Annotated in this window: 24 protein-coding genes and 1 tRNA gene; 15 read left to right on the plus strand and 10 right to left on the minus strand. The window is 69.3% G+C overall.

Translation table 11 applies throughout. The annotated features are described in order from the left end of the window. Nucleotides 1–38: 38 nt before the first annotated feature. Nucleotides 39–566, plus strand: a complete 528-nt coding sequence (locus tag ON41_RS07630) for a TetR/AcrR family transcriptional regulator (protein WP_157185397.1) — start codon at nucleotides 39–41, stop codon at nucleotides 564–566. Continuing rightward, complete coding sequence (locus tag ON41_RS07635) at nucleotides 563–1,330, plus strand: helical backbone metal receptor (RefSeq protein WP_040746394.1); 768 nt, start codon at nucleotides 563–565, stop codon at nucleotides 1,328–1,330. The genes ON41_RS07630 and ON41_RS07635 overlap by 4 nt, the downstream gene beginning before the upstream one ends. Here the strand turns inward: ON41_RS07635 and ON41_RS07640 are convergent. Both ON41_RS07640 and ON41_RS07645 read right to left on the minus strand, forming a co-directional pair. Further along, nucleotides 1,306–2,811, minus strand: a complete 1,506-nt coding sequence (locus ON41_RS07640) for a flavin-containing monooxygenase (protein WP_040746396.1) — start codon at nucleotides 2,809–2,811, stop codon at nucleotides 1,306–1,308. The genes ON41_RS07635 and ON41_RS07640 overlap by 25 nt on opposite strands. A gap of 19 nt (nucleotides 2,812–2,830) precedes the next feature. Then, entirely contained in the window at nucleotides 2,831–3,667 is an 837-nt protein-coding gene (locus ON41_RS07645; protein WP_040746398.1) for an SDR family NAD(P)-dependent oxidoreductase, read from the minus strand. Nucleotides 3,668–3,776: 109 nt separating this feature from the next. Between ON41_RS07645 and ON41_RS07650 the strand changes: the two genes are divergently transcribed. Then, nucleotides 3,777–4,454, plus strand: coding sequence for a TetR/AcrR family transcriptional regulator (locus ON41_RS07650; RefSeq protein WP_040746400.1), 678 nt, complete (start codon nucleotides 3,777–3,779; stop codon nucleotides 4,452–4,454). Here the strand turns inward: ON41_RS07650 and ON41_RS07655 are convergent. Next, the gene (locus tag ON41_RS07655) at nucleotides 4,451–5,251 is read right to left on the minus strand and encodes a helix-turn-helix domain-containing protein (RefSeq protein WP_040746402.1); all 801 of its coding nucleotides are present in this window, start codon (nucleotides 5,249–5,251) and stop codon (nucleotides 4,451–4,453) included. The genes ON41_RS07650 and ON41_RS07655 overlap by 4 nt on opposite strands. A gap of 120 nt (nucleotides 5,252–5,371) precedes the next feature. Between ON41_RS07655 and ON41_RS07660 the strand changes: the two genes are divergently transcribed. Further along, nucleotides 5,372–5,773: a hypothetical protein gene (locus tag ON41_RS07660; RefSeq protein WP_040746404.1), complete on the plus strand. Its 402-nt coding sequence runs from the start codon at nucleotides 5,372–5,374 to the stop codon at nucleotides 5,771–5,773. 19 nt (nucleotides 5,774–5,792) lie between these two features. Here the strand turns inward: ON41_RS07660 and ON41_RS07665 are convergent, their stop codons facing one another. Both ON41_RS07665 and ON41_RS07670 read right to left on the minus strand, forming a co-directional pair. Then, a complete protein-coding gene (locus tag ON41_RS07665; protein ID WP_040746405.1) occupies nucleotides 5,793–6,878 on the minus strand; it encodes an amidohydrolase family protein in 1,086 nt (361 codons plus the stop codon). A gap of 82 nt (nucleotides 6,879–6,960) precedes the next feature. After that, nucleotides 6,961–10,284 carry a methylmalonyl-CoA mutase family protein gene (locus ON41_RS07670; protein ID WP_040746407.1) on the minus strand — a complete coding sequence of 1,108 codons (3,324 nt, stop codon included), beginning with the start codon at nucleotides 10,282–10,284 and terminating at the stop codon, nucleotides 6,961–6,963. A 226-nt stretch (nucleotides 10,285–10,510) separates the two neighbouring features. On the opposite strand from ON41_RS07670, the gene ON41_RS42950 reads away from it, so the two are divergent. From ON41_RS42950 to ON41_RS07685, 3 genes are all read left to right on the plus strand, one after another. Further along, nucleotides 10,511–11,659 carry a hypothetical protein gene (locus tag ON41_RS42950; protein WP_063709848.1) on the plus strand — a complete coding sequence of 383 codons (1,149 nt, stop codon included), beginning with the start codon at nucleotides 10,511–10,513 and terminating at the stop codon, nucleotides 11,657–11,659. A gap of 72 nt (nucleotides 11,660–11,731) precedes the next feature. Continuing rightward, a complete protein-coding gene (locus ON41_RS07680; protein WP_157185398.1) occupies nucleotides 11,732–12,706 on the plus strand; it encodes a hypothetical protein in 975 nt (324 codons plus the stop codon). Further along, the gene (locus ON41_RS07685; RefSeq protein WP_040746408.1) at nucleotides 12,703–13,524 is read left to right on the plus strand and encodes a hypothetical protein; all 822 of its coding nucleotides are present in this window, start codon (nucleotides 12,703–12,705) and stop codon (nucleotides 13,522–13,524) included. Before ON41_RS07680 ends, ON41_RS07685 begins: the two co-directional genes overlap by 4 nt. A 3-nt stretch (nucleotides 13,525–13,527) precedes the next feature. Here ON41_RS07685 and ON41_RS43375 read toward each other — a convergent pair whose 3' ends face one another. Continuing rightward, nucleotides 13,528–13,653 (minus strand): hypothetical protein, encoded by a 126-nt coding sequence (locus ON41_RS43375; protein ID WP_276325722.1) that lies wholly within the window; start codon nucleotides 13,651–13,653, stop codon nucleotides 13,528–13,530. Between the two features lie 483 nt (nucleotides 13,654–14,136). On the opposite strand from ON41_RS43375, the gene ON41_RS38845 reads away from it, so the two are divergent. From ON41_RS38845 to ON41_RS07715, 6 genes are all read left to right on the plus strand, one after another. Then, nucleotides 14,137–14,667: a hypothetical protein gene (locus ON41_RS38845; RefSeq protein ID WP_174411305.1), complete on the plus strand. Its 531-nt coding sequence runs from the start codon at nucleotides 14,137–14,139 to the stop codon at nucleotides 14,665–14,667. Nucleotides 14,668–14,806: 139 nt separating this feature from the next. Continuing rightward, nucleotides 14,807–16,306, plus strand: a complete 1,500-nt coding sequence (locus ON41_RS07695) for a CoA-acylating methylmalonate-semialdehyde dehydrogenase (RefSeq protein WP_040746486.1) — start codon at nucleotides 14,807–14,809, stop codon at nucleotides 16,304–16,306. A gap of 2 nt (nucleotides 16,307–16,308) precedes the next feature. After that, complete coding sequence (locus tag ON41_RS07700; RefSeq protein ID WP_040746410.1) at nucleotides 16,309–17,448, plus strand: acyl-CoA dehydrogenase family protein; 1,140 nt, start codon at nucleotides 16,309–16,311, stop codon at nucleotides 17,446–17,448. Then, on the plus strand, nucleotides 17,445–18,542 hold the full coding sequence (locus ON41_RS07705) for an enoyl-CoA hydratase/isomerase family protein (protein WP_051161088.1): 1,098 nt from the start codon (nucleotides 17,445–17,447) through the stop codon (nucleotides 18,540–18,542). The genes ON41_RS07700 and ON41_RS07705 overlap by 4 nt, the downstream gene beginning before the upstream one ends. A 37-nt stretch (nucleotides 18,543–18,579) precedes the next feature. Further along, nucleotides 18,580–19,476: a 3-hydroxyisobutyrate dehydrogenase gene (gene mmsB, locus ON41_RS07710; protein WP_040746412.1), complete on the plus strand. Its 897-nt coding sequence runs from the start codon at nucleotides 18,580–18,582 to the stop codon at nucleotides 19,474–19,476. Further along, on the plus strand, nucleotides 19,473–20,249 hold the full coding sequence (locus tag ON41_RS07715) for an enoyl-CoA hydratase (protein ID WP_040746413.1): 777 nt from the start codon (nucleotides 19,473–19,475) through the stop codon (nucleotides 20,247–20,249). The genes mmsB and ON41_RS07715 overlap by 4 nt, the downstream gene beginning before the upstream one ends. Nucleotides 20,250–20,256: 7 nt before the next feature. Here ON41_RS07715 and ON41_RS07720 read toward each other — a convergent pair whose 3' ends face one another. Together ON41_RS07720 and ON41_RS07725 are read right to left on the minus strand one after the other, a co-directional pair. Next, complete coding sequence (locus ON41_RS07720; RefSeq protein ID WP_246460992.1) at nucleotides 20,257–21,330, minus strand: acetate and sugar kinases/Hsc70/actin family protein; 1,074 nt, start codon at nucleotides 21,328–21,330, stop codon at nucleotides 20,257–20,259. Between the two features lie 73 nt (nucleotides 21,331–21,403). Next, nucleotides 21,404–21,940 carry a MarR family winged helix-turn-helix transcriptional regulator gene (locus ON41_RS07725; RefSeq protein ID WP_040746415.1) on the minus strand — a complete coding sequence of 179 codons (537 nt, stop codon included), beginning with the start codon at nucleotides 21,938–21,940 and terminating at the stop codon, nucleotides 21,404–21,406. A 147-nt stretch (nucleotides 21,941–22,087) separates the two neighbouring features. On the opposite strand from ON41_RS07725, the gene ON41_RS07730 reads away from it, so the two are divergent. After that, nucleotides 22,088–22,158, plus strand: a tRNA-Cys gene (locus ON41_RS07730). 158 nt (nucleotides 22,159–22,316) lie between these two features. Here the strand turns inward: ON41_RS07730 and ON41_RS07735 are convergent. Together ON41_RS07735 and ON41_RS07740 are read right to left on the minus strand one after the other, a co-directional pair. Beyond that, the gene (locus ON41_RS07735) at nucleotides 22,317–23,738 is read right to left on the minus strand and encodes a metallophosphoesterase family protein (RefSeq protein ID WP_246829468.1); all 1,422 of its coding nucleotides are present in this window, start codon (nucleotides 23,736–23,738) and stop codon (nucleotides 22,317–22,319) included. A gap of 19 nt (nucleotides 23,739–23,757) precedes the next feature. Next, entirely contained in the window at nucleotides 23,758–24,363 is a 606-nt protein-coding gene (locus ON41_RS07740; protein WP_040746418.1) for an Rv0361 family membrane protein, read from the minus strand. A gap of 146 nt (nucleotides 24,364–24,509) precedes the next feature. Here ON41_RS07740 and ON41_RS07745 point away from each other — a divergent pair, with 146 nt between their 5' ends. Then, a complete protein-coding gene (locus ON41_RS07745; RefSeq protein ID WP_040746420.1) occupies nucleotides 24,510–25,532 on the plus strand; it encodes an extracellular solute-binding protein in 1,023 nt (340 codons plus the stop codon). The last annotated feature ends 3 nt before the right edge of the window (nucleotides 25,533–25,535 follow it).

Here is a 25,535-nt window from a genome sequence, read left to right on the forward strand (position 1 = left end):
ACCGCCGCGAACTGACCGCCGAGAATAGGGTGGTGATCGTGGCAGGCAAGATCTCGTGGCTGGAATCCGGCCTGGTGATCCTCGGGGCATCCGGGCCCACGGCCCTGACCATCGATCGGCTGGTGGCGGAGACGGGCGTGAGTACCGGCTCCTTCTATCACCACTTCCGGGGCATGCAGGGCTACAAGGCGGCGCTGCTCGAGCATTTCGAGTCGGTGCACACCACGCACTACATCCAGGAGGTGGAGGCGACCGCCGGCCTGGACGCGCGGGGCCGCCTCGAACTCCTGGTGGATCTCGTCCTCGACAGCGACGAGCCCGCCAATATCGAACTCGCGATCAGCGCGTGGGCGCTGAGCGAACCGCTCGCGGCGGCCGCCAAGCAGCGGGTGGACAAGACCCGCGTCGACTTCCTGCACGGCCTGCTGTTGCAGGGCGGGTGCACCGAGGACGACGCCCGGGCCACGGCGGGGATTCTGTACCTGATGGTGCTGGGCGCGGCGAGTATGCGGCCCGCCATGCCGCCGGAAGAACTGCGGGCCCTGTGTGAGAGGGTGCTGCCGTGACCGGGGTGCGCGATGATCTGGATGCCGAGGTGCCGGTGAGACATCCGGTGCGCCGGGTGGTTTCGCTGGTCCCCTCGCTCACGGAGGCCATCGCGGCGACCTGTCCGGAGGTCCTGATCGCGGCGACCGACTGGTGTACGCATCCACGGGATCTCGCCGTGGAGCGGGTGCGTGGGACGAAGAATCCTAACGTGCGGCGGATCGCCGAACTGTCACCCGATCTGGTGGTGTGCAACCAGGAGGAGAATCGCCGCATCGATGTGGATCGGTTGCGGGAGGCGGGAATTCCGGTGTGGGTCACCCGGATTCGCACCGTGGACGAGGCGTTCGCTTCGATGGGGCGGTTGTTCGAGATCGCGCTGCGCGCCGGACGTCCCGGCTGGCTCGATCAGGCCGTGGCCGCGTGGGCGGACCCAGCTCCGGAGCCGTTGCGGGCCACGGTGATTCCGATCTGGCGCAAGCCGTGGATGGTGGTCGGGCGTGACACGTTCACCGGCGATCTGGCCCATCGCCTGGGGCTGCGGCTGGTGCATGCCGACGGCCCCGGCCGGTACCCGACCGTCCCCGACGACGAGCTGACCCGCGGCGTCGAGCTGGCTGTCCTCCCTGACGAGCCGTACGAGTTCACCGAAACCGATGGGCCCGAGGCATTTCCGGACATCCCGGTCGCGCTGGTCTCGGGCCGGAACCTAACCTGGTACGGCCCGTCGCTGGTCACCGCGCGGGCGGAGCTGACCGATCAGCTGGCGCGGGCGAAGCGGTAGTCGTCGAGATCGAAATGCCCTGCGCGCCAGGCGGCCTCGACGGTACTCATCGGCTTCAGTGGCACGTCGCCGTTCTTGTCGAAGTAGTAGCTGTTGGCCAGCGTGCAGCTGTCCTGCCAGAACACCTGCCCCTCACGGCGATTCAGCATCTCGCGGAAGTACCGGTCGTTGGCCTCGCGGGTCACCTCCACGCGCGTCGTCCCGAGCGAGCGGGAGCGGCGCAGTAGCCGCAGGATGTGATGGGTCTGCATCTCGATGAGCGTGAAGTACGACGAGCCGTTGTAGCCGTAGGGCCCGATGATGGAGAAGAAGTTCGGGAATCCCGGCACGCTCACGCCCTCGTACGCCTGTAAGCGGTTCTCGTTCCACCACTTCTCGAGATCCAGCCCGTCGAGGCCGCGCAGCCCGAAGGTGGGCATATTGCCCGCCTCCATCACCTTGAAGCCGGTGGCCAGGATCAGCACGTCCGCCGCGTGGTCGGCGCCGCTCGCGGTGCGGACGCCGGTCGGTGTGATCTCGGCGATCGGATCGGTCTCCAGCAGGACGTTGTCGCGATTGAACGTCGCCAGGTACTCGTTGGAGAATCCGGGGCGCTTGCAGCCCAGAGCGTAACGGGGCGTGAGCTTCTCGCGGATCGCCGGATCGTGCACCTGGTTGCGGAGATGCGCGAGCCCCGTGCGTTCACCAAGCTTCGCCAGCGGGAGTTTCGAGTAGTAGTGCGCCGACAGCGGGAAGGTCAGCTCGACGAAGGTCTGACTGGCGAGCCGCGACACGGCCTTCCCGCCGGGCAGGTAGCGCAGGGCCAGCCGGACGGGTGCCGGGAGGGTCGTATCCGGGCGCGGCAGGCACCAGATCGGCGTGCGCTGGAAGACCGTCAGGTGGTCGACATCCGGCGCGATGGTCGGGATGACCTGGATCGCGGAGGCTCCCGTGCCGATGATCGCGACGCGCTTACCGCTCAGATCCTGCGCGTGGTCCCAGCGGGAGGTGTGCATGGTCAGTCCGGCGAAGGTGTCGACGCCGGGAATGTCGGGCAGTTTGGGGCGGGTGAGTACGCCCGTCGCCGCGATGACGTACCGCGCGGTCAGCTCGTCGCCGTCGGTCGTGCGTAGCCGCCAGATGTCCTGTGCGGCATCGAATTCCGCGTCGGCGATGGTGGTGCTGAACCGGATGCGCGGGCGCAGCCCGTACTTGTCGGCGCAGCGTTCGGCGTAGGCCTTGAGTTCCCGGCCCGGCGCGTACACCCGCGACCAGTCCGAACTCTGCTCGAACGAGTACTGGTAGCTGAACGACGGGATGTCCACCGCGATACCGGGATAGGTGTTCCAGTGCCAGGTGCCGCCGACGCCGTCCGCTTCGTCGACGATCAGGAAGTCGTCGAATCCGGCCTCGCGCAACGTGATCGCCGCGCCGATCCCGGAGAATCCGGAACCGACGATGATCACCTCGTGGTCGAAGGCCGCTGCCTTGGGTTCGGTCATGTGTCGCTCCTCGAATTCCCTACCGCACCAGTCGTTCCAGCAGTCCGGCGGCGCGGGTGTAGGGGACGGGCAGCAGCCGCTTGGACTGCCAGATGAGCTTCGCCTCGACCTGCGGGACCACGTAGAGCTTTCCGTGGTCGACCGCGTCGAGGGTGGTGCGGGCGATCGATTCGGGGGAGCGGCCGGTCCAGCGCAACATGGCGTCGCCGAGCCGCGCGACCGCCGGGTCGTCGATCGGAACGTCTTGCAGGATATTGGTTCTCACCGCAGTCGGGCACAGCGCGGTGACGGTGACGCCGCTGCCCGCCAGCTCCGCGGCGAGGGTCTCCGACAGCGCCAGCACGCCCGCCTTGCTCACGTTGTAGGCCGCCATGCGCGGGGCCGATCCGAAGGCGGCGGCGGAGGCGGTGTTCACGATCGCGCCGCGGCCCGCCTCGCGCAGGCGCGGTGCGAAGACGTGGCAGCCGTGGATGACGCCCCACAGGTTGACGTCCAGCACCCGATGCCATTCCGACAGGTCCACCTGTCCGATGAGGGCCCCGCCCCGGCCGATCCCGGCATTGTTGATCACGACCTCGGCGGGGTTGCCGAACCACTGCTCGGCGGTGTCGGCCAGCGCCGTCACCTGCTCGGCCCGGCCGACATCGCACGCGACGTCCAGGGCCTTTCCGCCGGTGCCGCCGATGATCTCGACGGTCTCGCGGGCGCGGTCGGCATCGATGTCGGCGCAGACCACGCGCCCGCCGCGCCGGCCGAGTTCCACCGCGAACGCCCGCCCGATGCCGCTGCCGGCGCCGGTGACCACCGCATCCGCCCGCTGGGTGCGGCGGGGGCCGCCGAAGGGGTTGAGCCGCATGAGAACTCCCGAAGCCGTGTGGCGGCGGTCCAGGAGGCAAGTGGTGTCGCATGCCACCATTGGCCGCACCTGCCACCAATTAGGCGCGCGACGGGGCAGAATGTCAACCATGGAGGTGCATGCGCCGTCGGAGCCGGACCGGGCCGGAGGGTCGAGCCGGGCCGCCGCGCGCACCTGGGGCGGACGCACCCCCGAGCAGCGCCGCGCCGAACGCCGCGCCCGCCTGATCGAGGCGGCCCTCGGGATCTGGCTGGACAGCGGGTGGGCCGCGGTCACCATGCGCGGCGTCTGCGGCCGCGCGGCGCTCAACGACCGGTACTTCTACGAGCAGTTCGCCGATCGCGAGGAGCTGCTGGCCACCGTCTGGGACGAGGTCTGCCTCGAGGTGTTCGGCGAACTCTCCGCCGTCGTCGCCGAAAACCTCGGCCGCGCACCGCTGGACATCCTGCGCGCCGCGATTTCCCGTGCGGTGGAACTACAGTCGGGCGGCCACGCGCGAATCCTGCTGGCCGACCACGCGGGCAGCGCCGTCCTCGAGGACCGCCGCACCAAGATGCTCACCGACGCCACCGACCTCCTCATCGCCGCCGCCGGACCTTACCTGCGCCCGGACGTGGACGAGACCACCTTCCGAATGAGCACCCTCATGGGCATCGGCGGCTTCGTAGAACTCCTCGCGGCCTGGCGCACCGGCGCCATCGACGTCGACGCCGCCCGCATCATCGACCACACCAGCGCCCACGCCGCCCTCCTCTCGTCCCAGTACCTCCCCGAACTGCCGGTCTAGTACTCCGCGCCCAGCGTGCGGAGGGCTGCGGCGGTGAATTCGTCCAGGGGATAGAACAATTCGATGGCCAGTTCGGAGAGGGTGATGTCGGCGGGGGCGCCGAAGGTGGCCATGGTGCTGAACATGGAGAGTTCGCCCATGGGGGTGCGGATGCGGAGGGGGACCTGGAATGGGGTTGGTTGGGCCGCAGTGGGTTCCGGGTCTTCGGGGGGTTCGGGGTAGGCGAGGACTTCTTCGTACAGGTGGCGAAGGGTGGAGTCGCCGGTGGCGGTGGACTGGCGGATCAGTCTCTCCAGGAACAGTTCTCGTACCTGGCGGCCGTTGGCGAGATGGGCGGACAGGCCCTCCGGGTGCAGGACCAGGCGGTATACATTGGCCTCCGGCTCCAGCAGGTGCTTCGGGATGCCGTTCATCAGGACGCCCATGGCGCGGTTGCCGGTGACCAGATTCCAGTAGCGGTCGACGACGACCGCGGGGAACGGTTCGTGGGCGGCGAGCATCGTGTCCAGGGCGGTGCGGGCGGCGGCCAGTTCGGCGTCGTCCAGGCTGCTCTCGCGGTATTCCGGGGCGTATCCGGCGGCGACCAGGAGCGTATTGCGTTCGCGCAGTGGGACATCCAGCGTTTCGCACAGGCGTAGCACCATGGTGTGGCTGGGGCGCGAACGGCCGGTTTCCACGTAGGACAGGTGCCGCGCGGAGGTGTCGGCGGCCAGCGCCAGATCCAGCTGGCTCAGCCTGCGCCGCTGCCGCCACTCGCGCAGCAGCGCGCCCACCGGGGAGGCCGCCGTGGAGGTCATTGCCGCAGCATATCCGGGTGCGTACCGCCATGACCTCGGAGGTTATTGAGGACGCGGGCCCGCCCCGGCAACCTCGACGGTGCGGCTCGCTCGAGCCGCCGGAACGACAGGAGAGGGATTATGACGACGGCCACCGCCATCACCACCCGCGTCGACCTGCGCAATGCGCTGCGCGTGGACGGCTGGAGCACGGGCCTGTTCGGTGTCGTCATGCTGGCCGCCGCGCCGGTGCTGCGCGATCCGCTGGGGCTGCCGACGGCCTGGTCGATCCCGTTCGGGGTCGCGATGCTCGGCGGGGCGGCGGCATTGCTGCTGATCGCCGGCTACCCGGAGATTCCCGAGCGGCTCGCGGTAACCGTCGTCATCGCCAACGCGGTCTCCGCCGTGGCGATGCTGGTGCTGGCATTCACCGGCATGATCGGGCTGACCGGGTGGGGTATCGCGTTCATGGTCGTCGGGGCGGCGGTCGTCGCACTCTTCGCCGATGTCGAGTATTTCGGGCTGCGCCGCGAATTTCGGTGACGGTGTCCTGCCGAGGTATTCAGGCGAGAAGTTCGGCGTCGATGCCGTACACGCGCTGGGCGTTGCCGCGGAATATCTGCTCGAGTTCCGCGGCCCCGCCGCCGTGGTCGGCCAGGACGTCGACGATCACCCTGGCGCTGTTGCCGATACTCGTAATCGGTTTGTCCACAGGGTAATCGGAGCCCCAGATGAGGCGTTGCGCACCGAAGACGTCCAAGGCGTGATGCAGCATCGGCGCGGTCCGGTCCAGCAGCTCCGGCACCGGAGTCGGGTTGCCGCGCACGGGGACCGGATGCCCGAGGATCGGCATGGCCATCCCGCTGACCTTCGCGACCACATTGGGATGCGTTGCGAGGGTGGCGATCTCGTCGCGCCAGCGGACGAACAGCTCGCGCCGCCGCCCGGGATCCGCGCCGGTCCGCTTGCCGACCGGCCCGAAGATCCCGGCGGGCGTACCCAGATGGTTGAGCACGATGGTGACCTCCGGATAGCGCTGGGCCAGCGCCGTCACCTCCGGGATCTGGTGGGAGTACACCCAGGCCTCGAACGACAGCCCGCGCTCGGCGAGCACCGCGAAACCGTCGAGGAACGGCTTGGTGGTCAGCGCGCCCGGCTCCTTGCAGAACGATCGGACGCTCGGGTCGGGGTGGTGCGCCACCATCGTCCGGATGCCGCGGAACAGCGGCGATGCCGACTGGTGCGCGTCGATCAGCGCGGCGAAGCCGTCGTCGGCAGGATCGCCGCTGCCGATGATCGCGCCCAGTGCGGGCGTATCGACGCCGAACGGCAGGCTCGCGACCCAGCGGGTCTCGTCGGCCTTGGCGTCCGGCGCCCGCCCGGCCCACTCGACCTCCACGTGCACGATCGCCTCGACCGGGACCTCGCCCAGATCGGCCCGATAGTCGGCGGGCAGGTACGGGCGGACGTAGATGTCGGGATCGCCGACGAATTCGCGGTCGCGCCGCGGGGCCAGGCGGGCCGCGGCGTCGATGGACATCGGCAGGTAGCGGAACAGCCTGGCCAGCGTGCTGAAATCGCGTGGCGTCGTCAGCGGGTCCCATTGGTGGACGTGCGCGTCGACGACGCTGATACCCGCCAGATCCATATCTGCCCTTTCGCCTCGGCAACCCGTGCGACCAGGCGATTGTCACACGGGCCGGCCGTCGATCGGGGGAGATCGGCGGGTTTCACACGTTGCGGCGGTACTGACCACCCACGGTGAAGAAGGCGTCGGTGATCTGCTGCAGCGTGCACACCCGCGCGGCGTCCATCAGCACGTCGAAGACGTTGTCGTCACCGCGGGCGGCGGCCTCCAGCCGGGCCAGCGCGTCGTGCGCCGCGTCGCGGTGGTGGTCCTGGTACTCGCGGGTGCGCTTCAGCTGCGACTGCTTCTCCTCCTCGGTGCCGCGCGCCAGCTCGAGCACCGGATGCTCCTCGCCGTGCGGGTTGCGGAAGGTGTTGACGCCGATGATCGGCAGGCTGCCGTCGTGCTTGCGGTGCTCGTACAGCATCGACTCGTCCTGGATGCGACCGCGCTGATAGCCGGTCTCCATCGCGCCCAGTACGCCGCCGCGCTCACTGATCCGCTCGAATTCGGTCAGCACCGCCTCCTCGACCAGATCGGTGAGTTCGTCGATGATGAAGCTGCCCTGTAGCGGGTTCTCGTTCATCGCCAGGCCCCACTCCTTGTTGATGATCAACTGGATGGCCAGGGCGCGGCGCACCGACTCCTCCGTCGGGGTGGTGACGGCCTCGTCGTAGGCGTTGGTGTGCAGGCTGTTGCAGTTGTCGTAGAGGGCGATGAGGGCCTGCAGCGTGGTGCGAATGTCGTTGAAGCTCATCTCCTGTGCGTGCAGCGAACGCCCGGAGGTCTGAATGTGGTACTTCAACTTCTGCGACCGCTCGTTGGCGCCGTACTTGTCGCGCATGGTGATCGCCCAGATGCGCCGCGCCACCCGGCCGATGACCGAATACTCCGGATCCATGCCGTTGGAGAAGAAGAACGACAGGTTGGGCGCGAAGTCGTCGATATGCATCCCGCGCGCCAGATACGCCTCCACGTAGGTGAATCCGTTGGAGAGCGTGAAGGCCAGCTGACTGATCGGGTTCGCCCCGGCCTCGGCGATGTGATAGCCGGAGATCGACACCGAGTAGAAGTTCCGAACGCTGTTGCGCACGAACCATTCCTGGATGTCGGCCATCATGCGCAGGCTGAATTCGGTGGAGAAGATGCAGGTGTTCTGGCCCTGATCCTCCTTGAGGATGTCGGCCTGCACCGTGCCGCGCACGGTGGCCAATGCCTTCGCGCGGATCTCGGCAGCTTCCTCGGCGGTGGGCTCGCGGCCCTCGGATTCGGTGAAACCCTCTGTGGCGCGGTCGATCGCGGTGTTGAGGAAGAAGGCCAGGATGGTCGGCGCCGGGCCGTTGATGGTCATCGAGACCGATGTGGTGGGCGCGGTCAGGTCGAAGCCGTCGTACAGCGCCTTCATATCGTCGAGCGTGGCGATGGAGACCCCGGAGGTGCCGACCTTGCCGTAGATGTCGGGACGCTCGGCCGGGTCGTGGCCGTAGAGGGTCACCGAATCGAAGGCGGTGGACAGGCGTTTCGCGTCCGAATGCTCGGACAGCACCTTGAACCGCCGGTTGGTGCGGAACGGATCGCCCTCACCGGCGAACATGCGCGCCGGATCTTCGTTGTCCCGCTTGAACGCGAACACCCCGGCCGTGAACGGGAACCGCCCCGGCAGATTCTCCGACCGCAGGAACCGCAGCAGCTCACCGTGATCGGTGAAGCGGGGGAGGGCGACGCGCGGAATCGAGCTGCCCGACAGCGACGTCCGGCGCAGCGTGGTGCGCAGCTCGCGATCGCGAACCTTCACCACCTGCTCCTCGCCCTTGTACGACTCGGCGACGGCGGGCCAATCGCTCAGCAGGGCAGTGTTTTCGGGGGCCAGGTCGGTGCGGGCTTGGTCCAGCAAGGCGCCGACCGCAAGCTGTGCTTCCATGCTTCCGGCATGCTTTTGGCCGGAATCTCGCGAAGGTTCCCGGCCAAAAGCATGCCGGGAAAACGAAGTGGTGGTGGCCGTGGAGGAGGTGGCAGCGTCCGGCGAACCTCCGAGTTCGTCCAGGACCTGCTCCAACCGCTGAACCCGTTGTGCCGCAGCGACTTGCCGAACAGTATCAGCGTGATAATCCCGCACCGTCTCGGCGATCTCCGCCAGATACCGCACTCGCGACGGCGGGATGATCTGGGCGAAGCGGGTGGAGAACTTGGTGTTCACCCTCGGCAGCGCACCGGATTCCAGGGGCAGGCCCAGCTCGCCCAGCCGCGCGGCCAGGTGCTGGTACAGGGCGGTGACGCCGTCGTCGTTGAAGGTCGCGGCGCTGGTGCCGTAGACGGGCATGTCGTCGGGGGAGGCGCCGAACGCCTCGCGGTTGCGGACCAGCTGGCGCGAGACGTCGCGCAGCGCGTCCGCGGCGCCGCGGCGCTCGAACTTGTTGATCGCCACCACATCCGCGTAGTCGAGCATATCGATCTTCTCGAGCTGCGAGGCCGCGCCGAACTCGGGCGTCATCACGTACATCGAGAGATCGACGTGGTCGGTGATCGCCGCGTCGCCCTGCCCGATGCCCGGCGTCTCCAGGATGACCAGGTCGTATCCGGCGGCCTTGCAGGCCAGGATCATCGCCTCGACATTGGTCGGCAGCTCGCGCCCGCCGCGGGTGGCCAGCGAGCGGAAGTAGACGTGATCGCCGTCGAGGGCGTTCATCCGGATGCGGTCGCCCAGCAGCGCGCCGCCTCCGCGCCGGCGGGTCGGGTCGACCGCCAGGATCGCGATGCGCAGCTTGTCCTGCTGATCCGAACGCAGGCGTCGCACGAGTTCGTCCGTCAGCGAGGACTTTCCGGAGCCGCCGGTGCCGGTGATGCCGAGCACGGGGACCGTCTTGTTCTCGGCGGCCGCGGTGATCGCCGCCAGATCCGCGGCCGGCAGCGCGTCCTGCTCCAGGCAGGTGAGGGTGCGCGCCAGGGCGGGCCGCTCACCCGACAGCACGGCGTCGACCGGCGCCGGGGTCAGCGACAGATCCACGTCGCAGTCGCGGACCAGTTCGTTGATCATGCCCGGCAGCCCGAGCCGCTGGCCGTCCTCGGGGGAGAAGATCCGCACGCCGGACTCGGCCAGCCGCGCGATCTCCTCGGCGACGATCACCCCGCCGCCGCCCCCGAAGATGCGCACGTGCCCGGCGCCCGCCTCGCGTAGCGCGGTCGCCAGATATTCGAAGTACTCGACGTGCCCGCCCTGATAGGAACTGACCGCCACGCCCTGCGCGTCCTCGGTCAGGACCGCGTCGACCACCTCGTGCACGGCGCGGTTGTGTCCCAGGTGGATCACCTCGGCGCCCTGTGACTGCAGGATGCGCCGCATGATGTTGATGGCCGCGTCGTGCCCGTCGAACAGCGCGGCCGAGGTCACGAAGCGCACGGGGTGGACCGGTGTGTGCAGGTCGGGCATGGGATCCTCCGACGATTTGTATGGCGTCAGATACTAGGACGTCAAACTAATACTACGGTGAGGCCAGTCACAGCGCCAGGCGGGCCCGCTCTCCGGTTTCCGGACGTTTGCGGGCGTATTTCGGTTCAGCCTGACCGCAACCCGCGACATCCGCCGGGACTCGAGTTGCCATGGACGTGTTGCCGGGAAACCGCGCATTCATCTCGCACTATCGAAGGACGAAGTCATGGGACGGACCCTGTACCGGCTGGCCGCCGCGGTGGCTGTGCTCGGTGTCTCGGCGGTTGCGAACCCACCCGCGCACGCGGACCCGGCTCCGCTGAACGGGCTGTTCGCGCTGTCCTCCGGTGTCTGCTCGAACGGGGCCGTCACCGGCAGTTTCTTCCGGATGATCCTGCCGACCGGTGATGCGGGCGGGCCCTATCTCCAGAACAGCGATTCGGGATGCAGCGACCAGACGGTGACGCCGCTGGCGGCCGGTACGGACGGCGGGCTGATCGCGGGCGACTACCAGCCCCAACCCGACGCGGCCTTCGACGGGTCCGGCAACGCCCGGTCGGGGCGGGTGACCACGCCGGTCCGGTTCTACGGCGTCGACTTCGCCACGGCGACCAACCCCACCGATCCGCAAACCGGGGCGGGGACGGGGCTGCCGCAGATCCTCGCCGACGGCGGTCAGCTGTCCGGCGATCTCAGCAGTCTGGGGGTCACCTGGAACAACCAGGTGTTCAACCAGGGTGCGCCCAAACCCGGCGGCGGGCTGCCGGGGAAGACCAGCCCGGTCCGCGGAAGTATCGACGCCGCAGGCAATTTCGTGCTCGAGTGGACCAGCCAGATCGTCGGCGGGCCGTTCAACAACTTCACCGGGTTGTGGCATCTGGCGGGGCAGTACCGCGGGGGCGGACTCGCGCAGGGTGCGCCGGCGGCCCAGGTGGTCCCGGCCCAGCCCGCCGCAGCCCCGCCCGCACCCGGCGCACCGCTCGCGCCGGTCGCCTCGCCAGTGCCCGGTCGCGCCTGCGCCCGCTGCGCCACCTGCGCCCGGCGCGCCACCCGCACCGGCCGCACCCGGTGGGTCGCCCGCATCTGGTGCGTTGCCTGCGTCTGGTGCGCCCTCCGCGCCCGGTGTGCAGTCTGTGCCCGGTGCGTCGGCCGTGCCCGGTGCGGCGTCAGGGCTCACCGCGCCCCCCGCTCCCGGTGCGTCTCCTGCTTCCGGTGCGCCGGATGTGGCGGGCGGGAATGCTGCTGTCGCGCAAGGGCAACCCGCGTTGGCGGCGAGGACTGCCGAGCTTCCGGGGCGGCGGCGGGATCCGGTGTGGCTGGTGCCGTTGCTGGTGGTGCTCGCGGTGGTTGCCACCGGCGCCTTCTTCAGTGCTGATCGGCTGACCGGGCGGCGGCGCTCGTGACCTCGGCCTCGCGGAGTTCCGGGCTGCCCGCTTATGCGGACTTCGTGTCCAGTGTGGAGGTGGCGCGGGCGGCGCGGCCGCGATGGCCGTTCGTGATCCTGACGGCTGTCGGGGTTGCGCTGATCGTGGTCCCGATCGTGACCGGGATGTTTCCGCGAACGGTGAAGGGAGAGGCCATGATCGACGGCTTCGCGCCGTTCGTGTCCGAATCGGCGGTGGCCGGGTTCCGCTCCGATCTCGCCGTGCTCGGCGATGCCCGTACGACGGTGCTCGACCTGCGGGCGCGTGGTCAGGAGCCCGGCGGGTCCGAGCGCATCGACAAGTTCGTCGGCGACTATCCCGGCATCCGTTCCGATATCGCGGGGATGATCGACACGATCGACGAGCGCCGCGGGGATTACCAGCGCCTCGCGGGTCTACCGCCGTTCGGCACTCTGCCCTGGCTGCTGGCTCTGCCCGGTGTACTACTCACCGCCGCAGGCGTATTCGGCTTTCGACGGGCGGCCGACGGCGAGACGGCGCCGGTATCGCGGTCGGTGGCGGCGCTCGCGGGTGTGGTGCTCGTCGCCGTCCCCGTCGTGGGCGGGTTGTTCGGCGCCGCGAGTGCCGGTCAGCCGGTGATCGACGGATTCCGGCCGCTGCTCACCCAGACCGAGGTGCGAAAGGTCCAGGGCTACTTCGTCACCCTCGTGGCCGCCGACGGCGAGTTGAACAGCCGCTACCTGCCCGCCGTGCGCGCCGCGCATCCCGAGGCGGACCTGGCGGGCCTCACCACGCTCGAATCGCGCTGGCAGCCCATGACATCCCGGTTCGCCGCGCTGATCGGCGCCATGAACGACAACATCGAGAATTTCGACGCCGTGGCCGCGCTGAACGATTCGACGAAACCGCTGGGGTTCGGCGGGTTCCGGGCGCTGGGCTGGTTCTATCTCGTGCCCGGCGCGCTCGTCCTCGCGGTGCTGGCGGCCGGAATACGTAAGCGGGACAGCGCGACCGCGCCTGGAGGTACTCGGAAATGAAGGCACGCGCACTTCTCGGTGCGGCACTGATATCGGCCGTCGCGGTGCTGTCCGGATGCTCCGGCGACGACACACCGGCGTCGACAGGACCCGAACGCCTCGTCGGGCTGCTCCGGTTCACGCCGGGCGCGGTCAGCGGGGTCGGTGTGACCGGGACCTGGTTCCGCATGGTGCAGCCCGGTGGTACCGCTGAGAAGGGGCCGTATATGCCCAACGGCGATTCGCCCGCGCAGGGCGGTTCGACCACGCTGCTGGAACCCGGCAGCGCAGGCGGCCTGCGCACGGGCGGGTTCCAGAGCGAGCCGAATCCCGGTTTCGACCACGGCAATTCGCTGGCCGCGTCGATCACGAAGCCGACCAAGTTCTTCGCGGTCGAGTTCGGGACCTCCACCAATCCCGTCGATCCGCAGACGCAGCGCAGCGTCCCGCCGCCGACGGTCACGAACGACGGCGGAACGCTCACCGCGGATCTGTCGTCGTGGGCGGCCTCGTGGAACGACCAGGAATTCAACCAGGGCGCGCCGAAACCGCCGGAGAAACAGGGCGCTCAGGTCGCCGGGACCGAACAGGTGCAGAAGGTCTGGGACTGGGTGGCCCACCAATGGCTGAACCAGCCGAAAGGCGATGCGCCCCAAGGTCCTTCCGCCACGGGTACCTACGACTCGAAGACGCGGAAGTTCACCTTGCAGTGGACCAGCCTGATCGTCGGCGGCCCCTTCAACGGCTTCACCGGGGTCTGGCATCTCGAGGGCGTATTCGAGCCCGGCGACGCCGCTCCGGAGGCCGCACCCCAGTCCCCGCCCACGTCCACGAAATAAGCTCTACGACAAGGAGTTCGGGTCGATGACTTCCCCCACGACGCCGAAGCCGTGGCTCACCGCCGCCGTCCGGATCGCCGCCGCCGTGACGGCGCTGGGCAGCACGGTCGCGGCCACGGCGCTCACCATCCGCGACCACGACGAGCCGGTTGCCGCGGTGGTGTCGCAGGCTGGGCCTGCCGGTGCCGCGAAGCCCGCGCAGTCGGCCCTCGGAACCTCGGGCGAGCCAGGGGCACCGGGCACGTCAGCGGCGCCCGGAGTGCCGGGCGCGGCAGGAGCACCCGGTGCGCCGGGTGGATCCGCAACCTCCGCCGCGCCGGGTGGACTCGGGGCTCCGGGTGCGCCGGGGGCACCCGGAGCATCGAGTTCGCCGGGGGTACCGGGGCATCGGCTCCGCTGGGTGGGCCCGCGGCATCGGCTCCGCTGGGTGGGCCCGCGGCGTCGACCCCGCTGGGTGGACCCGCGGCGTCGACCCCGCTGGGTGGACCCGGAGCGTCGGCGGCCCCGGGCGGGCCCTCGGCGTCGGTGCCGCTCGGTGGGGCCACCGGTCCCGGCCCGGGTGCTTCCGTGCCGTTGAACGGGGGTGCGCAAAGTCCCGGCGTCGGCGATTCTGTGCCTCTGGCCGGGGCGCCCGGTGCCGGGAATCTGTTCGACGCCGCTCCGGCGAATACCCAGCCGCCCTGCCCGCTCGGGTGGCCCGCGCCGCGGCAGCAGGGTGGTCTGGCGTCGCTGATCGGGTTGGCGCCGCTGGCGGGGCCGTTCTCGTCGGAGGCCTTCGCGCTGGGGTCGGTGTATCAGCCGCTGCTGCAACTGGCCGGGCCCACGCTCGCGGAGATCGCGCCGGTGATCCGCGGGTACCAGCCGCTCATCGATCCGGTGATCGCGCAGGTTCAGGGCGTGGAAGCCGTTGTGCTGGAAGCGATCCTGCCCTACTACGGTCCTTATCGGGACCAGCTGATCGCTGCCGAGGGTGATCTCGCCAGGCAGCTCGCACCGGCCCTGAACCGGATCCACGACAGTGAGGCGGCCTCCTGCTTCGTGGCCTGGCAGGGACAGCTCATCGATCAGGCCAAGGGCGGTCCGATCCGGGTCGCCTCGCTCGCCCATCCCGGGACCATGGTCGAACTCGGCCCGGAGCGCTGACGAGGAACCATCGCGAAGTGGCGTAGAGCACACCTCGGGCAACCGTCTAGAAATACTTGGACGTCCAACTATAGGATGACCGCACATCCGGTGGTGCGTCGTCGTGCGCCACCACGTCGACTCCGAGGACGGCACTGGCATGGTTCGTGAACTGACACATTTCATCGGCGGGAAGCATGTGGCCGGGTCGTCCGGCACGTTCGGTGACGTCTACGACCCGAGCGTGGGGCAGGTGCAGGCGCGGGTGCCGCTGGCCGGCGTGGCCGAGGTCGAGGCGGCCGTGGCGAACGCGGCCGCCGCGCAGCCGGAGTGGGCGGCGTTCAACCCGCAGAAGCGGGCGCGGGTGCTGATGAAGTTCCTGACGCTGGTGCAGGACGAGATGGATTCGCTCGCGGCGCTGCTGTCGTCGGAGCACGGCAAGACCATCGCGGACGCCAAGGGCGATATCCAGCGCGGGCTCGAGGTCGTCGAATTCGCCACCGGCATACCGCATCTGCTCAAGGGTGAGTACACCGAGAGCGCGGGCACCGGCATCGACGTGTATTCGCTGCGCCAGCCGCTGGGCGTGGTCGCGGGCATCACGCCGTTCAACTTCCCGGCCATGATCCCGCTGTGGAAGGCCGGTCCGGCACTGGCGTGCGGAAACGCGTTCGTGCTCAAGCCTTCCGAGCGCGATCCGTCCGTGCCGCTGCGGCTGGCCGAGCTGTTCCTCGAGGCGGGGCTGCCCGCCGGGGTGTTCAACGTGGTCAACGGCGACAAGGTGGCCGTGGACGCGCTGCTGACCGATCCGCGCGTCCAGGCCGTGGGATTCGTGGGTTCGACGCCGATCGCGCAGTACATCTACGAGACCGCGACCGCGCACGGCAAGCGCGCCCAGTGCTTCGGCGGCGCCAAGAACCACGCGATCGTCATGCCGGACGCCGACCTCGACGACGTGGCGGACCAGCTGATCGGCGCCGGCTACGGTTCGGCGGGCGAGCGCTGCATGGCCGTGTCTGTTGCCGTGCCCGTCGGTGAGGAGACCGCGGAGCGCTTGCGCGCCAAGCTGATCGAGCGTGTGCGGAAGCTGAATGTCGGCCGCTCCGACGATCCGGGCGCCGATTTCGGCCCGCTGGTCGGCCGCGACGGCGTGGACCGGGTGAACGCCTATGTCCAGGTCGGTGTCGATGAGGGCGCCGAGCTGGTGATCGACGGGCGCGGCGTCACGGTCGACGGTGCGGCGGACGGATTCTTCGCCGGGGCAACGCTGTTCGACAACGTCACCCCCGAGATGCGCATCTACAAGGAAGAGATCTTCGGCCCGGTGCTGACCATCGTGCGCGCGAAGGACTACGAGGAGGCGCTGCGCCTGCCGAACGAGCACGAATACGGCAACGGCGTCGCCATTTTCACCCGCGACGGCGATACCGCCCGCGATTTCGCGGCGCGGGTGCAGGTCGGCATGGTCGGCGTGAACGTGCCGATTCCGGTGCCGATCGCCTACCACACCTTCGGCGGCTGGAAGCGTTCCGGCTTCGGCGATCTCAACCAGCACGGCCCCGACTCCATCCGCTTCTACACCAAGACCAAGACGGTGACGCAGCGCTGGCCGAAGGGACTCAAGGAGTCCAATGCCTTCGTCATCCCGACGATGGATTGAGCGTGTTCCAACTCGACGAGGACGAGAGGGCGATCACCGAGACCGCGCGTGGTTTCGCCGACGAACTGCTCGCGCCGCACGCCCTGGAATGGGATGAGCGCAAACACTTCCCGGTCGATGTGGTGCGCAAGGCGGGCTCGCTCGGCATGGGCGGCGTCTACGTCGGCGAGGACGTGGGCGGGTCCGGACTGCGCCGGTTGGACGCGGTCCGTGTCTTCGAGCAGCTGGCGACCGGATGTCCGGCGATCGCCGCGTACATCTCCATCCACAACATGGTGGCGTGGATGATCGACAGTTACGGCAATGAGGCGCAACGTCATCGGTGGCTGCCGGGCCTGACGGCGATGGACCAGCTCGGCAGCTACGCGCTGACCGAGCCCGGGGTCGGCTCGGACGCGGCGGCGTTGAGCACCAAGGCCGTTCGCGACGGTGACGACTATCTGCTCACCGGCGTCAAGCAATTCATCTCCGGCGCGGGCAGCACCGATGTGTATGTGGTGATGGCACGCACCGGAGATTCCGGCGCCGGTGGCATCTCCGCGTTCATCGTGCCGGCCGACACCCCCGGAATCTCGTTCGGCGCCAACGAGAAGAAGATGGGCTGGAACGCGCAGCCCACCCGGCAGGTCGTCTTCGACGAGGCACGGGTGCCCGCGGCGAATCTGCTCGGCGCGGAGGGCAACGGGTTCCGCATCGCCATGAACGGCCTCAACGGTGGGCGGCTCAATATCGCGGCGTGCTCGCTCGGCGGCGCGCAGGCGGCGCTGGACAGGACCGTCTCGTATCTCGCGCAGCGCGAGGCATTCGGCGCACGGCTGCTGGACAATCCGGCGCTGCAATTCGAGCTGGCCGATATGCGTACCGCGGTGGAGGCGTCCCGGACGCTGCTGTGGCGGGCCGCGGCCGCGCTCGACGCCGATGCCGGCGACAAGGTGGAACTCTGCGCGATGGCCAAGCGCTTCACCACCGACGCCGGCTTCGAAGTGGCCAACAAGGCCCTCCAATTGCACGGCGGCTACGGCTATCTCGCCGAATACGGCGTGGAGAAGATCGTCCGGGATCTGCGCGTGCACCAGATCCTCGAGGGCACCAACGAAATCATGCGGGTGGTCGTCGCCCGATCAGTGGTAGGAGCAACATGAGCGACGAGGTTCTCATCGACAAGCGCGACGGGCTCGGCCTGATCACGCTCAACCGGCCCAAGGCCATCAACGCACTGAATCATCCGATGGCACTGGCCGTTCTGGCCGCGCTGCGGCAGTGGGCCGAGGACGACGAGGTGCGCGCGGTCGTGGTGACCGGTGCGGGTGAGCGCGGGCTGTGCGCGGGCGGCGATATCGTCGCCATCTACGAGGACGCCAAGGACTCCGACGGCGGTGCGGGGTCGCCGTCGGGGAAGTTCTGGCGCGACGAGTACATCCTCAACGCCTACATCGGCCGCTACCCGAAGCCGTACGTGGTCGTCATGGACGGCATCGTGATGGGCGGCGGCGTGGGCCTGTCCGGGCACGGCAGTCACCGCATCGTCACCGAGCGCTCCAAGGTCGGCATGCCCGAGACCGGTATCGGTTTCGTCCCGGATGTCGGTGGTACACACCTGCTTTCGCGGACGCCGGGAGAGATCGGCACGCATGTCGCGCTCACCGCCGCGCGCATGGGGGTCGGTGACGCCATCGCCGCCGGATTCGCCGACTACTACGTCCCTTCCGATCGGATTCCGTCGCTGCTCGAGGCCCTGCGCACCGCCGAACCGGAGGTCGCGATCGCCAAATTCGCCCAGGCCGCGCCGCCGTCCGAGCTTGTCGCGCAACGGCAGTGGATCGATGCCTGCTACAGCGCCGATACCGTCGAGGAGATCGTGTCGCGGTTGCGGGCGCATCCGTCCGCGGCGGCGAATGCCGCGGCCTCTGACGTCATGGCGAAATCGCCGGTGGCACTGAAGGTGACATTGCGATCGCTGCGCAATGCCCGCACTCTTGCCACCCTGGAGGAGACGCTGAACGAGGAGTACCGCGTCTCGGTCGCCGCCCTGTCCAGCCACGATCTGGTCGAGGGTATCCGCGCGCAGGTGGTCGACAAGGACCGCGATCCGCAGTGGCAGCCCGCCACTCTCGACGACGTCACGGCCGAGCAGGTCGACTCCTACTTCACCGCACTGGGCGACGACGATCTGGATCTCGTTGCCCCGGAAGGACCTCCGTATGAGCGTCAGGGCCGGAGGCGGCAGCATGCGTAACCACGGAGGCCCCGCTCATACGGACGAAAGAGCACAGTTGGCTACGACTGTCGCATTCCTGGGCCTCGGGCATATGGGCGGGCCGATGGCCGCGAACCTGGTGCGGGCCGGATACCGTGTGCTGGCCTTCGATCCGGTCCCGGCCGCGCGGGAGCAGGCGCGTGCCGACGGGGCCACGGTGATCGATACCGCCGTGGCGGCCGTTGCCGAGGCCGAGGTGGTTGTCACCATGCTGCCCAATGGTCGCATCGTGCTCGACGTCTACCGCGAGATCCTCGACGCCGCCGCGCCGGGCACGCTGTTCGTCGACTGCTCCACGATCGATGTCGCCGATGCCAAACAGGCCGCGGAACAGGCTGTGGCCGCGGGACATCGGGCCCTGGACGCCCCGGTCTCCGGCGGCGTCTCGGGCGCGGCCGCGGGCACCCTGACCTTCATGGTCGGCGGTGCGGCCGAGGATTTCGCTGCCGCACTGCCGCTGCTCGAGGTGATGGGCGGCAAGGTCGTGCACTGCGGCGGAGCGGGCGTCGGGCAGGCCGCCAAGATCTGCAACAACATGATGCTGGGCATCTCCATGATCGGTCTGTCCGAGGCCATCGTGCTGGGCGAGAAACTGGGACTGAGTCACGACAGGTTCTTCGACGTCGTCTCCACGGCCTCGGGCCAGTGCTGGTCGCTGACCACCTACTGCCCGGTGCCCGGACCCGTGCCCACCAGCCCCGCCAACAACGACTACCAGCCCGGCTTCGCCACCGCGCTGATGACCAAAGATCTGGGCCTGGCCGCGAACGCGCTGCGCGACAACGGCGTCGACGGGCGGATCGGCCTGCTCGCCGCCGAACTGTACGAGCGGTTCAACCAGGACGCCGCGGAGAAGGACTTCTCCGCTATCGTCACCGATATCCGTACCCGATCCGGAGAGGAACAGCTGTGAGCGATTTGGAGACCATTCTGCTGGAGCGCAAGGGTCGCGTCGCCCTGATCACGCTGAACCGGCCGAAGGCGCTCAACGCGCTGAATTCGCAGGTGCTCACCGATATCACCGCGGCTCTGGACGAGCTCGAGGCCGACGAGAACGTCGGCGCGGTCGTGCTGACCGGGTCGGAGAAGGCGTTCGCGGCCGGTGCGGACATCAAGGAGATGCAGAGCAAGTCCTATATGGACATGTTCCTGGCCGACCATTTCGCCGGGTGGGATCGCCTCGCCGCCTTCCGTAAGCCGATCATCGCGGCGGTCGCCGGGTACGCCCTGGGCGGCGGCTGCGAACTGGCCATGATGTGCGACATCCTGCTGGCCGCCGATACGGCCAAGTTCGGTCAGCCCGAGATCAAGCTGGGCGTCATCCCCGGCATGGGCGGCTCGCAGCGCCTCACCCGCGCCGTCGGCAAGGCCAAGGCCATGGATCTGGTGCTGACCGGCCGCAACATGGGCGCCGAGGAGGCCGAGCGCGCGGGTCTGGTCGCCCGCATCGTCCCCGCGGCCGACCTGGTGGCGACCGCCCTCGAGGTGGCCGAGACCATCGCCTCCATGTCGCTGCCGTCGGTGATCATCGCGAAGGAGGCGGTCAACCGCTCCTACGAGACCACCCTCACCGAGGGCCTCCGCTTCGAACGCCGCGTCTTCCACTCCCTCTTCGCCACCGAGGACCAGAAAGAAGGCATGACCGCCTTCGTCGAGAAGCGCCCCGCGGACTTCACCAACCGCTGAGGCGAGATTACTTGGGGGGCACCGGATGTGCCGGTGTCCCCGCCACCTCGACCGGGGAGGGGGAGGTGCCGTGAGTGGTCGGCTGGGGGCCGTCGCGATCCGAGACGAGGAGGCCGGCGACGGTGCCGCCGAGTGCCGCGGTGACTGCCAGGGCCGCGACGATCTTGCGTTTGGAGACCGGGGTGGAACCCGTGGGGCGTAGGCCGGGTGCGGCGAAGCGGACGCCGCGCACCCGCCGGACCGAGGGCATCTGCGTCGCCATCAAGACCGCGCCGCGGGCCGAGACGAACTCCGGCTCCGGGTCGTAGATCACCGGCAGGTCCAGCATCTGCCCGAGCGAATCCCGGATGCCCGGATTACGGGTGCAGCCGCCCAGCAGCGCCAGCGCCTGGGCGGGGACGCCCGTCTCGTCCATCATCTGCCGCACGAACGACACCGAATGGTGCACACCGGCCGCCACGAGTTCGCCGAAATCGCTGCGCGTGAACACCATTCGCGAATCGGTGAGCGGATCGCTGGCCGTCAGCACGGGGGTGGCGGTCAGGGCCTCCTTGTACGCGCGACTGGTCGGCTTGTCGATCATGACTCCGCCGTGGGCCATCCGCCAGCGCAGCAGCGCGTCGTGGCCGTCGCCGCCGAGCACCGTGCTGCGTTTGGCCGCGAGCAGGCCGTCGGTGCGGCAGTCGACCTCCGTCACGGTCAGGCCCGAGGCGCCCAGATCGTAGAGGACCACCGCGCCCTCCTCCGGCAGCTGACCGCTGAACCGCAGGTAGCGCAGTTGTGCGACCGGCTCGTCGACGATGGTCAGGCGACTGCGGCCGGCCGTGGCGCGGATGGCGTCGGCGTGCACCGTGCTGCGCGAGGTGACGGCGATGCCGGTGATGAATTCGTCGCGGCGCTCCGCCGAGCGGCGCATCAGATCGATGGCCTGGAAGACCGGCTCCTCGACGCCGCCACCGGCGCGGCGGGGCACCGTGCAGCGATCGATCGGCGGCAGGTGCGGCTGGTCGGAGTGTGTGAGCATCGCGCGGGCGCCCCCAGCGCCTGCCGACACCCCCAGGACCAGCACCATGAGGTCCATGGTGAACCTTTTGCCCGCCGATGTGAAGCCGGGGGGCGGAATGTCGCTGGTGGGATGCTGAACGGTTATCGGGTCAGGCCCAGCGTGTCGGCGTGTCGCCCGTGTCGAAGTCGCCGGCCGAGCGCCGGAACTCCGCCAGCAACTCCAGCAGCAACCCCAGGCGATCGGGCGCCAGCCCGGGCCGGGCGAAGACCTTCTCGTTCAATTCCCGCGTCGCCTGGGCCACCAGCTCGCGTCCGGCATCGGTGATCTCGATCAAGGTTGCTCGCCGGTCGCTGGGATGCGGTACGCGGCGCACCAGCTCGGCCGCCTCCAGCCGGTCGACGGTGTTGGTGACACTGGTCGGGTGGACCTGTAATCGCGCGCTGGCCGTCGCCATCGGCAGCGCGCCCGTCTTGCTGAAACTCAACAGCATGAGCAACTCGTACCGGGAGAAGGTCAAACCCGACGGCTTCAGCGCCTCGTCCACCCGCGCCATCACGATCTGCTGCGCCCGTACCAGCGAGGTCACCGCCGCCATCCCGTCCGCGACGTCGTCCCAGCCGTGCGCGGTCCACTGACGGTGGGCCTCCTCGATGGGGTCCAGCGGTAGCGGGCGGGGAACAGCCATGCGGGTGAGTTTAAGGGGTTGTGTGGGGATTATGTCTGTGGCCGTGACGCCGCGGGCGGGAGGAACGGTTGCTGTGTGCCCCGTTCGGATCACGGTGAGGGCAACCGTGGGAGATCAATGCCCGGTCTACGAGTATGGGTTTTCGATGCGGGTGTGCCTGAGTGGTTAGGGGGCGGTCTGCAAAACCGTGCACGCGGGTTCGATTCCCGCCACCCGCTCTGTATTTTTGGCCTTCGCTTCGCTGCGGCGGGTTTTCGGTGCTTTGAGGTTCGGTTTTGAGGGGCCTTCGCTTGCTCCTTCGTCGCTTGCGCGAAGGCCCCTCAAAACCGAACCGCACCGAAAACCGTTGTGGTCGGGTTCTTGTTGTTGAGCTTTTTCACGACAAGCCCGACAGGTCGCGTAGTACTACATGGTTTCGGTCTGTTGTGGTGCCCAGGGTGTATTCCGGTTGCAGGCCCAGGTATTCGGCGCGGGTGCGGGTGCTCCAGCGGCGGGAGGGTTCTGTGCGGGTCTTGTAGAAGTTCGCCGTGTAGCCGCCCTCGTAGAGGCGGAGGAGGGTGTAGCCGCCGGGGTATTCCTTGACCGCGGCCACTTCCAGGAATTCCACGGAGAGCGGGATATCGGGGTGGCTGAGGCGATTTCGGTGGGTGTGGCCGCTGTGGTGCAGGAAGACGCCGGGGGCGGAGCGGTACAGCGTCTGTAGTTCGGTCGCGTCGGCGCGGTTCAGGACGAACGGCGGGCCCGCGATATTGGATACCGCCGAGTCGAGGGTGACGGGGTGGTGGCCGAAGACGAGCGTCGGCCGGTCGGGATCGGCGCGCAGCAGGTCGCGTACGTGGTCGAATTGGGCTCGGTCGATACTGCCGCCCGCGCCGTCGAGTTCGGTGGTGTCCAGGCCGAGCAGGCGCAGGCCGCCCACCTTCTCGTCGACGACTTCGCCTCGGGCACCGAAGGATTCGCCCCAGCAGTCGTGGTGGTCGGCGTCCACCGGCGGGCAGCCGGCGTAGTCGGCGCCGGTGTGCGGGCGGTCGTGGTTGCCGCGCACGGCGAACCAGTCCCGGCCGGCGACACCCCACTCGTCCAGCATCCGCCGCACGCCGCGGGCCTGATCGGGGGTCGCCTCCGAGGTGAGGTCACCGGCGAGGATCAGGCGGTCGGCGGCGCGGTCGGGGCGGCGCAGATCGTCGAGGACCGCCGCCAGCATCAACTCCGGATACGGCGCCAGGCCCGGCTCCTGCCGCACCCCGGGCGGCAGTCCCGCCGCGACCAGCCCGCTCACGTCCTCGCCGAAGTGCACGTCGTTGCACAGCGCGACCGTGCGCAGCAGGCGGCCGGGCGGCGGCGCCAATGTCGTGAATTCCCCGGTACATTCGGGCGCCTGCGGCATGCGGGTGACCAGATTGACTGCCGGCGTGGCGCGCACGCCGTCCGACCACGCCTCGAAGCGATACGCGCGGCCGGGCTCGAGCCCGGCGATCTCGGCGTAGTGGTAGGGCGTGCGCTGGGAGTCCTCGGAGAACCGCACGACCGGCGGGGCGGACGAATCCGCCGGAGCCAGGCGGACTTCGGTACCGGCCGCGGCCGGTACCGGCGCCCCGGCCGCGTCGAGTCCGAGCGTGGTCCACGTCAGCACGACCGAGGCGTCGGTGACCGTGACCACCTCGAGGTCCGTGGCGATCGTCGTATTCGGTTGCGCGCGAGCCGGTCCCACCGCCAGCAGCGGCGCCGCGGCCGCGAGTCCGAGCGCGTGCAGGACGCGTCGCCGGTTGGGTCCACAGCAGGTCATGGCGTAGCTCACTCTCGTACGAGTAGCGGGGTCACCGGTGGTCGGCCGCGCACACCTTCCAGTCGCCGCCCTCGCGGCGCACGTATTCCGGTGCGCTGTCGATGGTGTCGAGGTCGGGCATGAGCCCGCCGCTCGACGGCGCCAGGCTGCCGTGCACCTTGGCGGTCGCCTGGTCGCCGTCGATCACTATGGCGTCGATGGCGTCGATGCGCAGCGTCAGTGTCTCGCTCGCGATCGCCGCGCGTTGCTCCGCGGGCAGCGCGGCGTACTCGTCGCGGTCGGCGCGGCAGGATTTCGCCATGGCCGCGTCCACGCCGTCGGTGGCGATGGTGCCGTAGAAGTCGCGGATGGCGAGTTCGATCTTCTTCTCCTCCGAGGCGAACGGGCCCTTGCCGTTGCCGGTCAGCAGCGCGACGATGCCGGCCGCCCCGGCGGCCGCGAGGACCAGTACCAGCGGCACGACGATCAGCCCGGTCCGGCGCTTGCGCGGCGGCGGGGGAACCGGTGGCTGCTGCGGCGGATAATCGCCCACCGCCGGATACCCTTCCGGCGGGTAATAGCTGGGCGGCTGCGACTCCGGCTGATAGCCCTGGGGTTGCTGAGGATCGAACGGTGGCCCGCCGGGTGGGTAGGTCATCGTGCTCCCCTCGTCGGCTCGCCGGTTCTCTCGCACAGTACGGCAATTCGGTCATGCGGCCCGGGCCGAGGGCTCCGCGCCGCGCCGCCACCCGGTAGGTTGCTAACCACACTCCAGACCGGGTGATCCGGCTCGAAAGGACGGTCATGACGACGGCCCGACGGAAACTGCTCGCCGGTGCGTTCGCGGCGCTCACCGTGCTGGCGGCGACCACCGCATGCTCCGGTTCGCCGGACGGCGCCGACGAGATCCTCGTCTACAACGCCCAGCGCGAACCGCTGACCAAGGTGTGGGTGGACGCGTTCACCCGGGAGACCGGGATCAAGGTCACCCTCCGCAACGGCGGCGACGCCGATCTGGCCCGCCAGCTCGTCGCCGAGGGGGAGGGCTCCCCGGCCGACGTCTTCCTCACCGAGAACTCCCCGGCGATGGCCCAGGTCGAGCGGGCCGGACTGTTCGCCGACCTCGACGACGCGACCCTCGCGCAGGTGCCCGCCCAGTACCGGCCCCGATCGGGTAAGTGGACCGGAATCGGCGCTCGCTCAGCGGTTTTCGCCTACAACACGACCGCGCTGCCCGCGGACGGGCTGCCCGCCTCCCTGCTGGATCTGCGGCAACCGCAGTGGAAGGGCCGCTGGTCCGCCGACACCGTGGGGACGGATTTCCAGGTCATCGCGGCCGGACTGCTCGCCGCACAGGGCGAGGACGCGACCCGGGCGTGGCTGCGGGGCGTGAAGGAGACGGCCGTCTCCGCGCCGACCGACGCTCTCGCCCTGCGGACCGCGAGCACGGGCCGGGCCGAGGGCGCGCTCGTCTTCGGCGACTACTGGTACCGCGACCAGGCCGGGCCCAGGGTGGACAGCGCCGGTACCGCGCCCCACTACTTCCGCGACGGGGATCCCGGCGCCTTCGTCTCGATCGCGGGCGGCGGCGTGCTGCGGTCGAGCAAGAGGGCCGAGGCGGCACAGAAATTCGTCCGGTTCGTCACGAGCAACGCCGGTCAGACGGCGCTGCTGAACGGGTTCTCGAAGGACTATCCGGTCGCCTCCGGCGTCCTCGCCGACCCGGCCCTGCCCCCGCTGGACACCTTGCAGCCGCCGGCGATCGATCCGAGCGCGCTCGACGCCGAGAAGGTCACGCGGCTGATGACCGAGACGGGCCTGGTGTAGCGG

The sequence above is a fragment of the Nocardia transvalensis NBRC 15921 genome, from assembly GCF_000308875.1.
GTDB lineage: Bacteria > Actinomycetota > Actinomycetes > Mycobacteriales > Mycobacteriaceae > Nocardia > Nocardia transvalensis.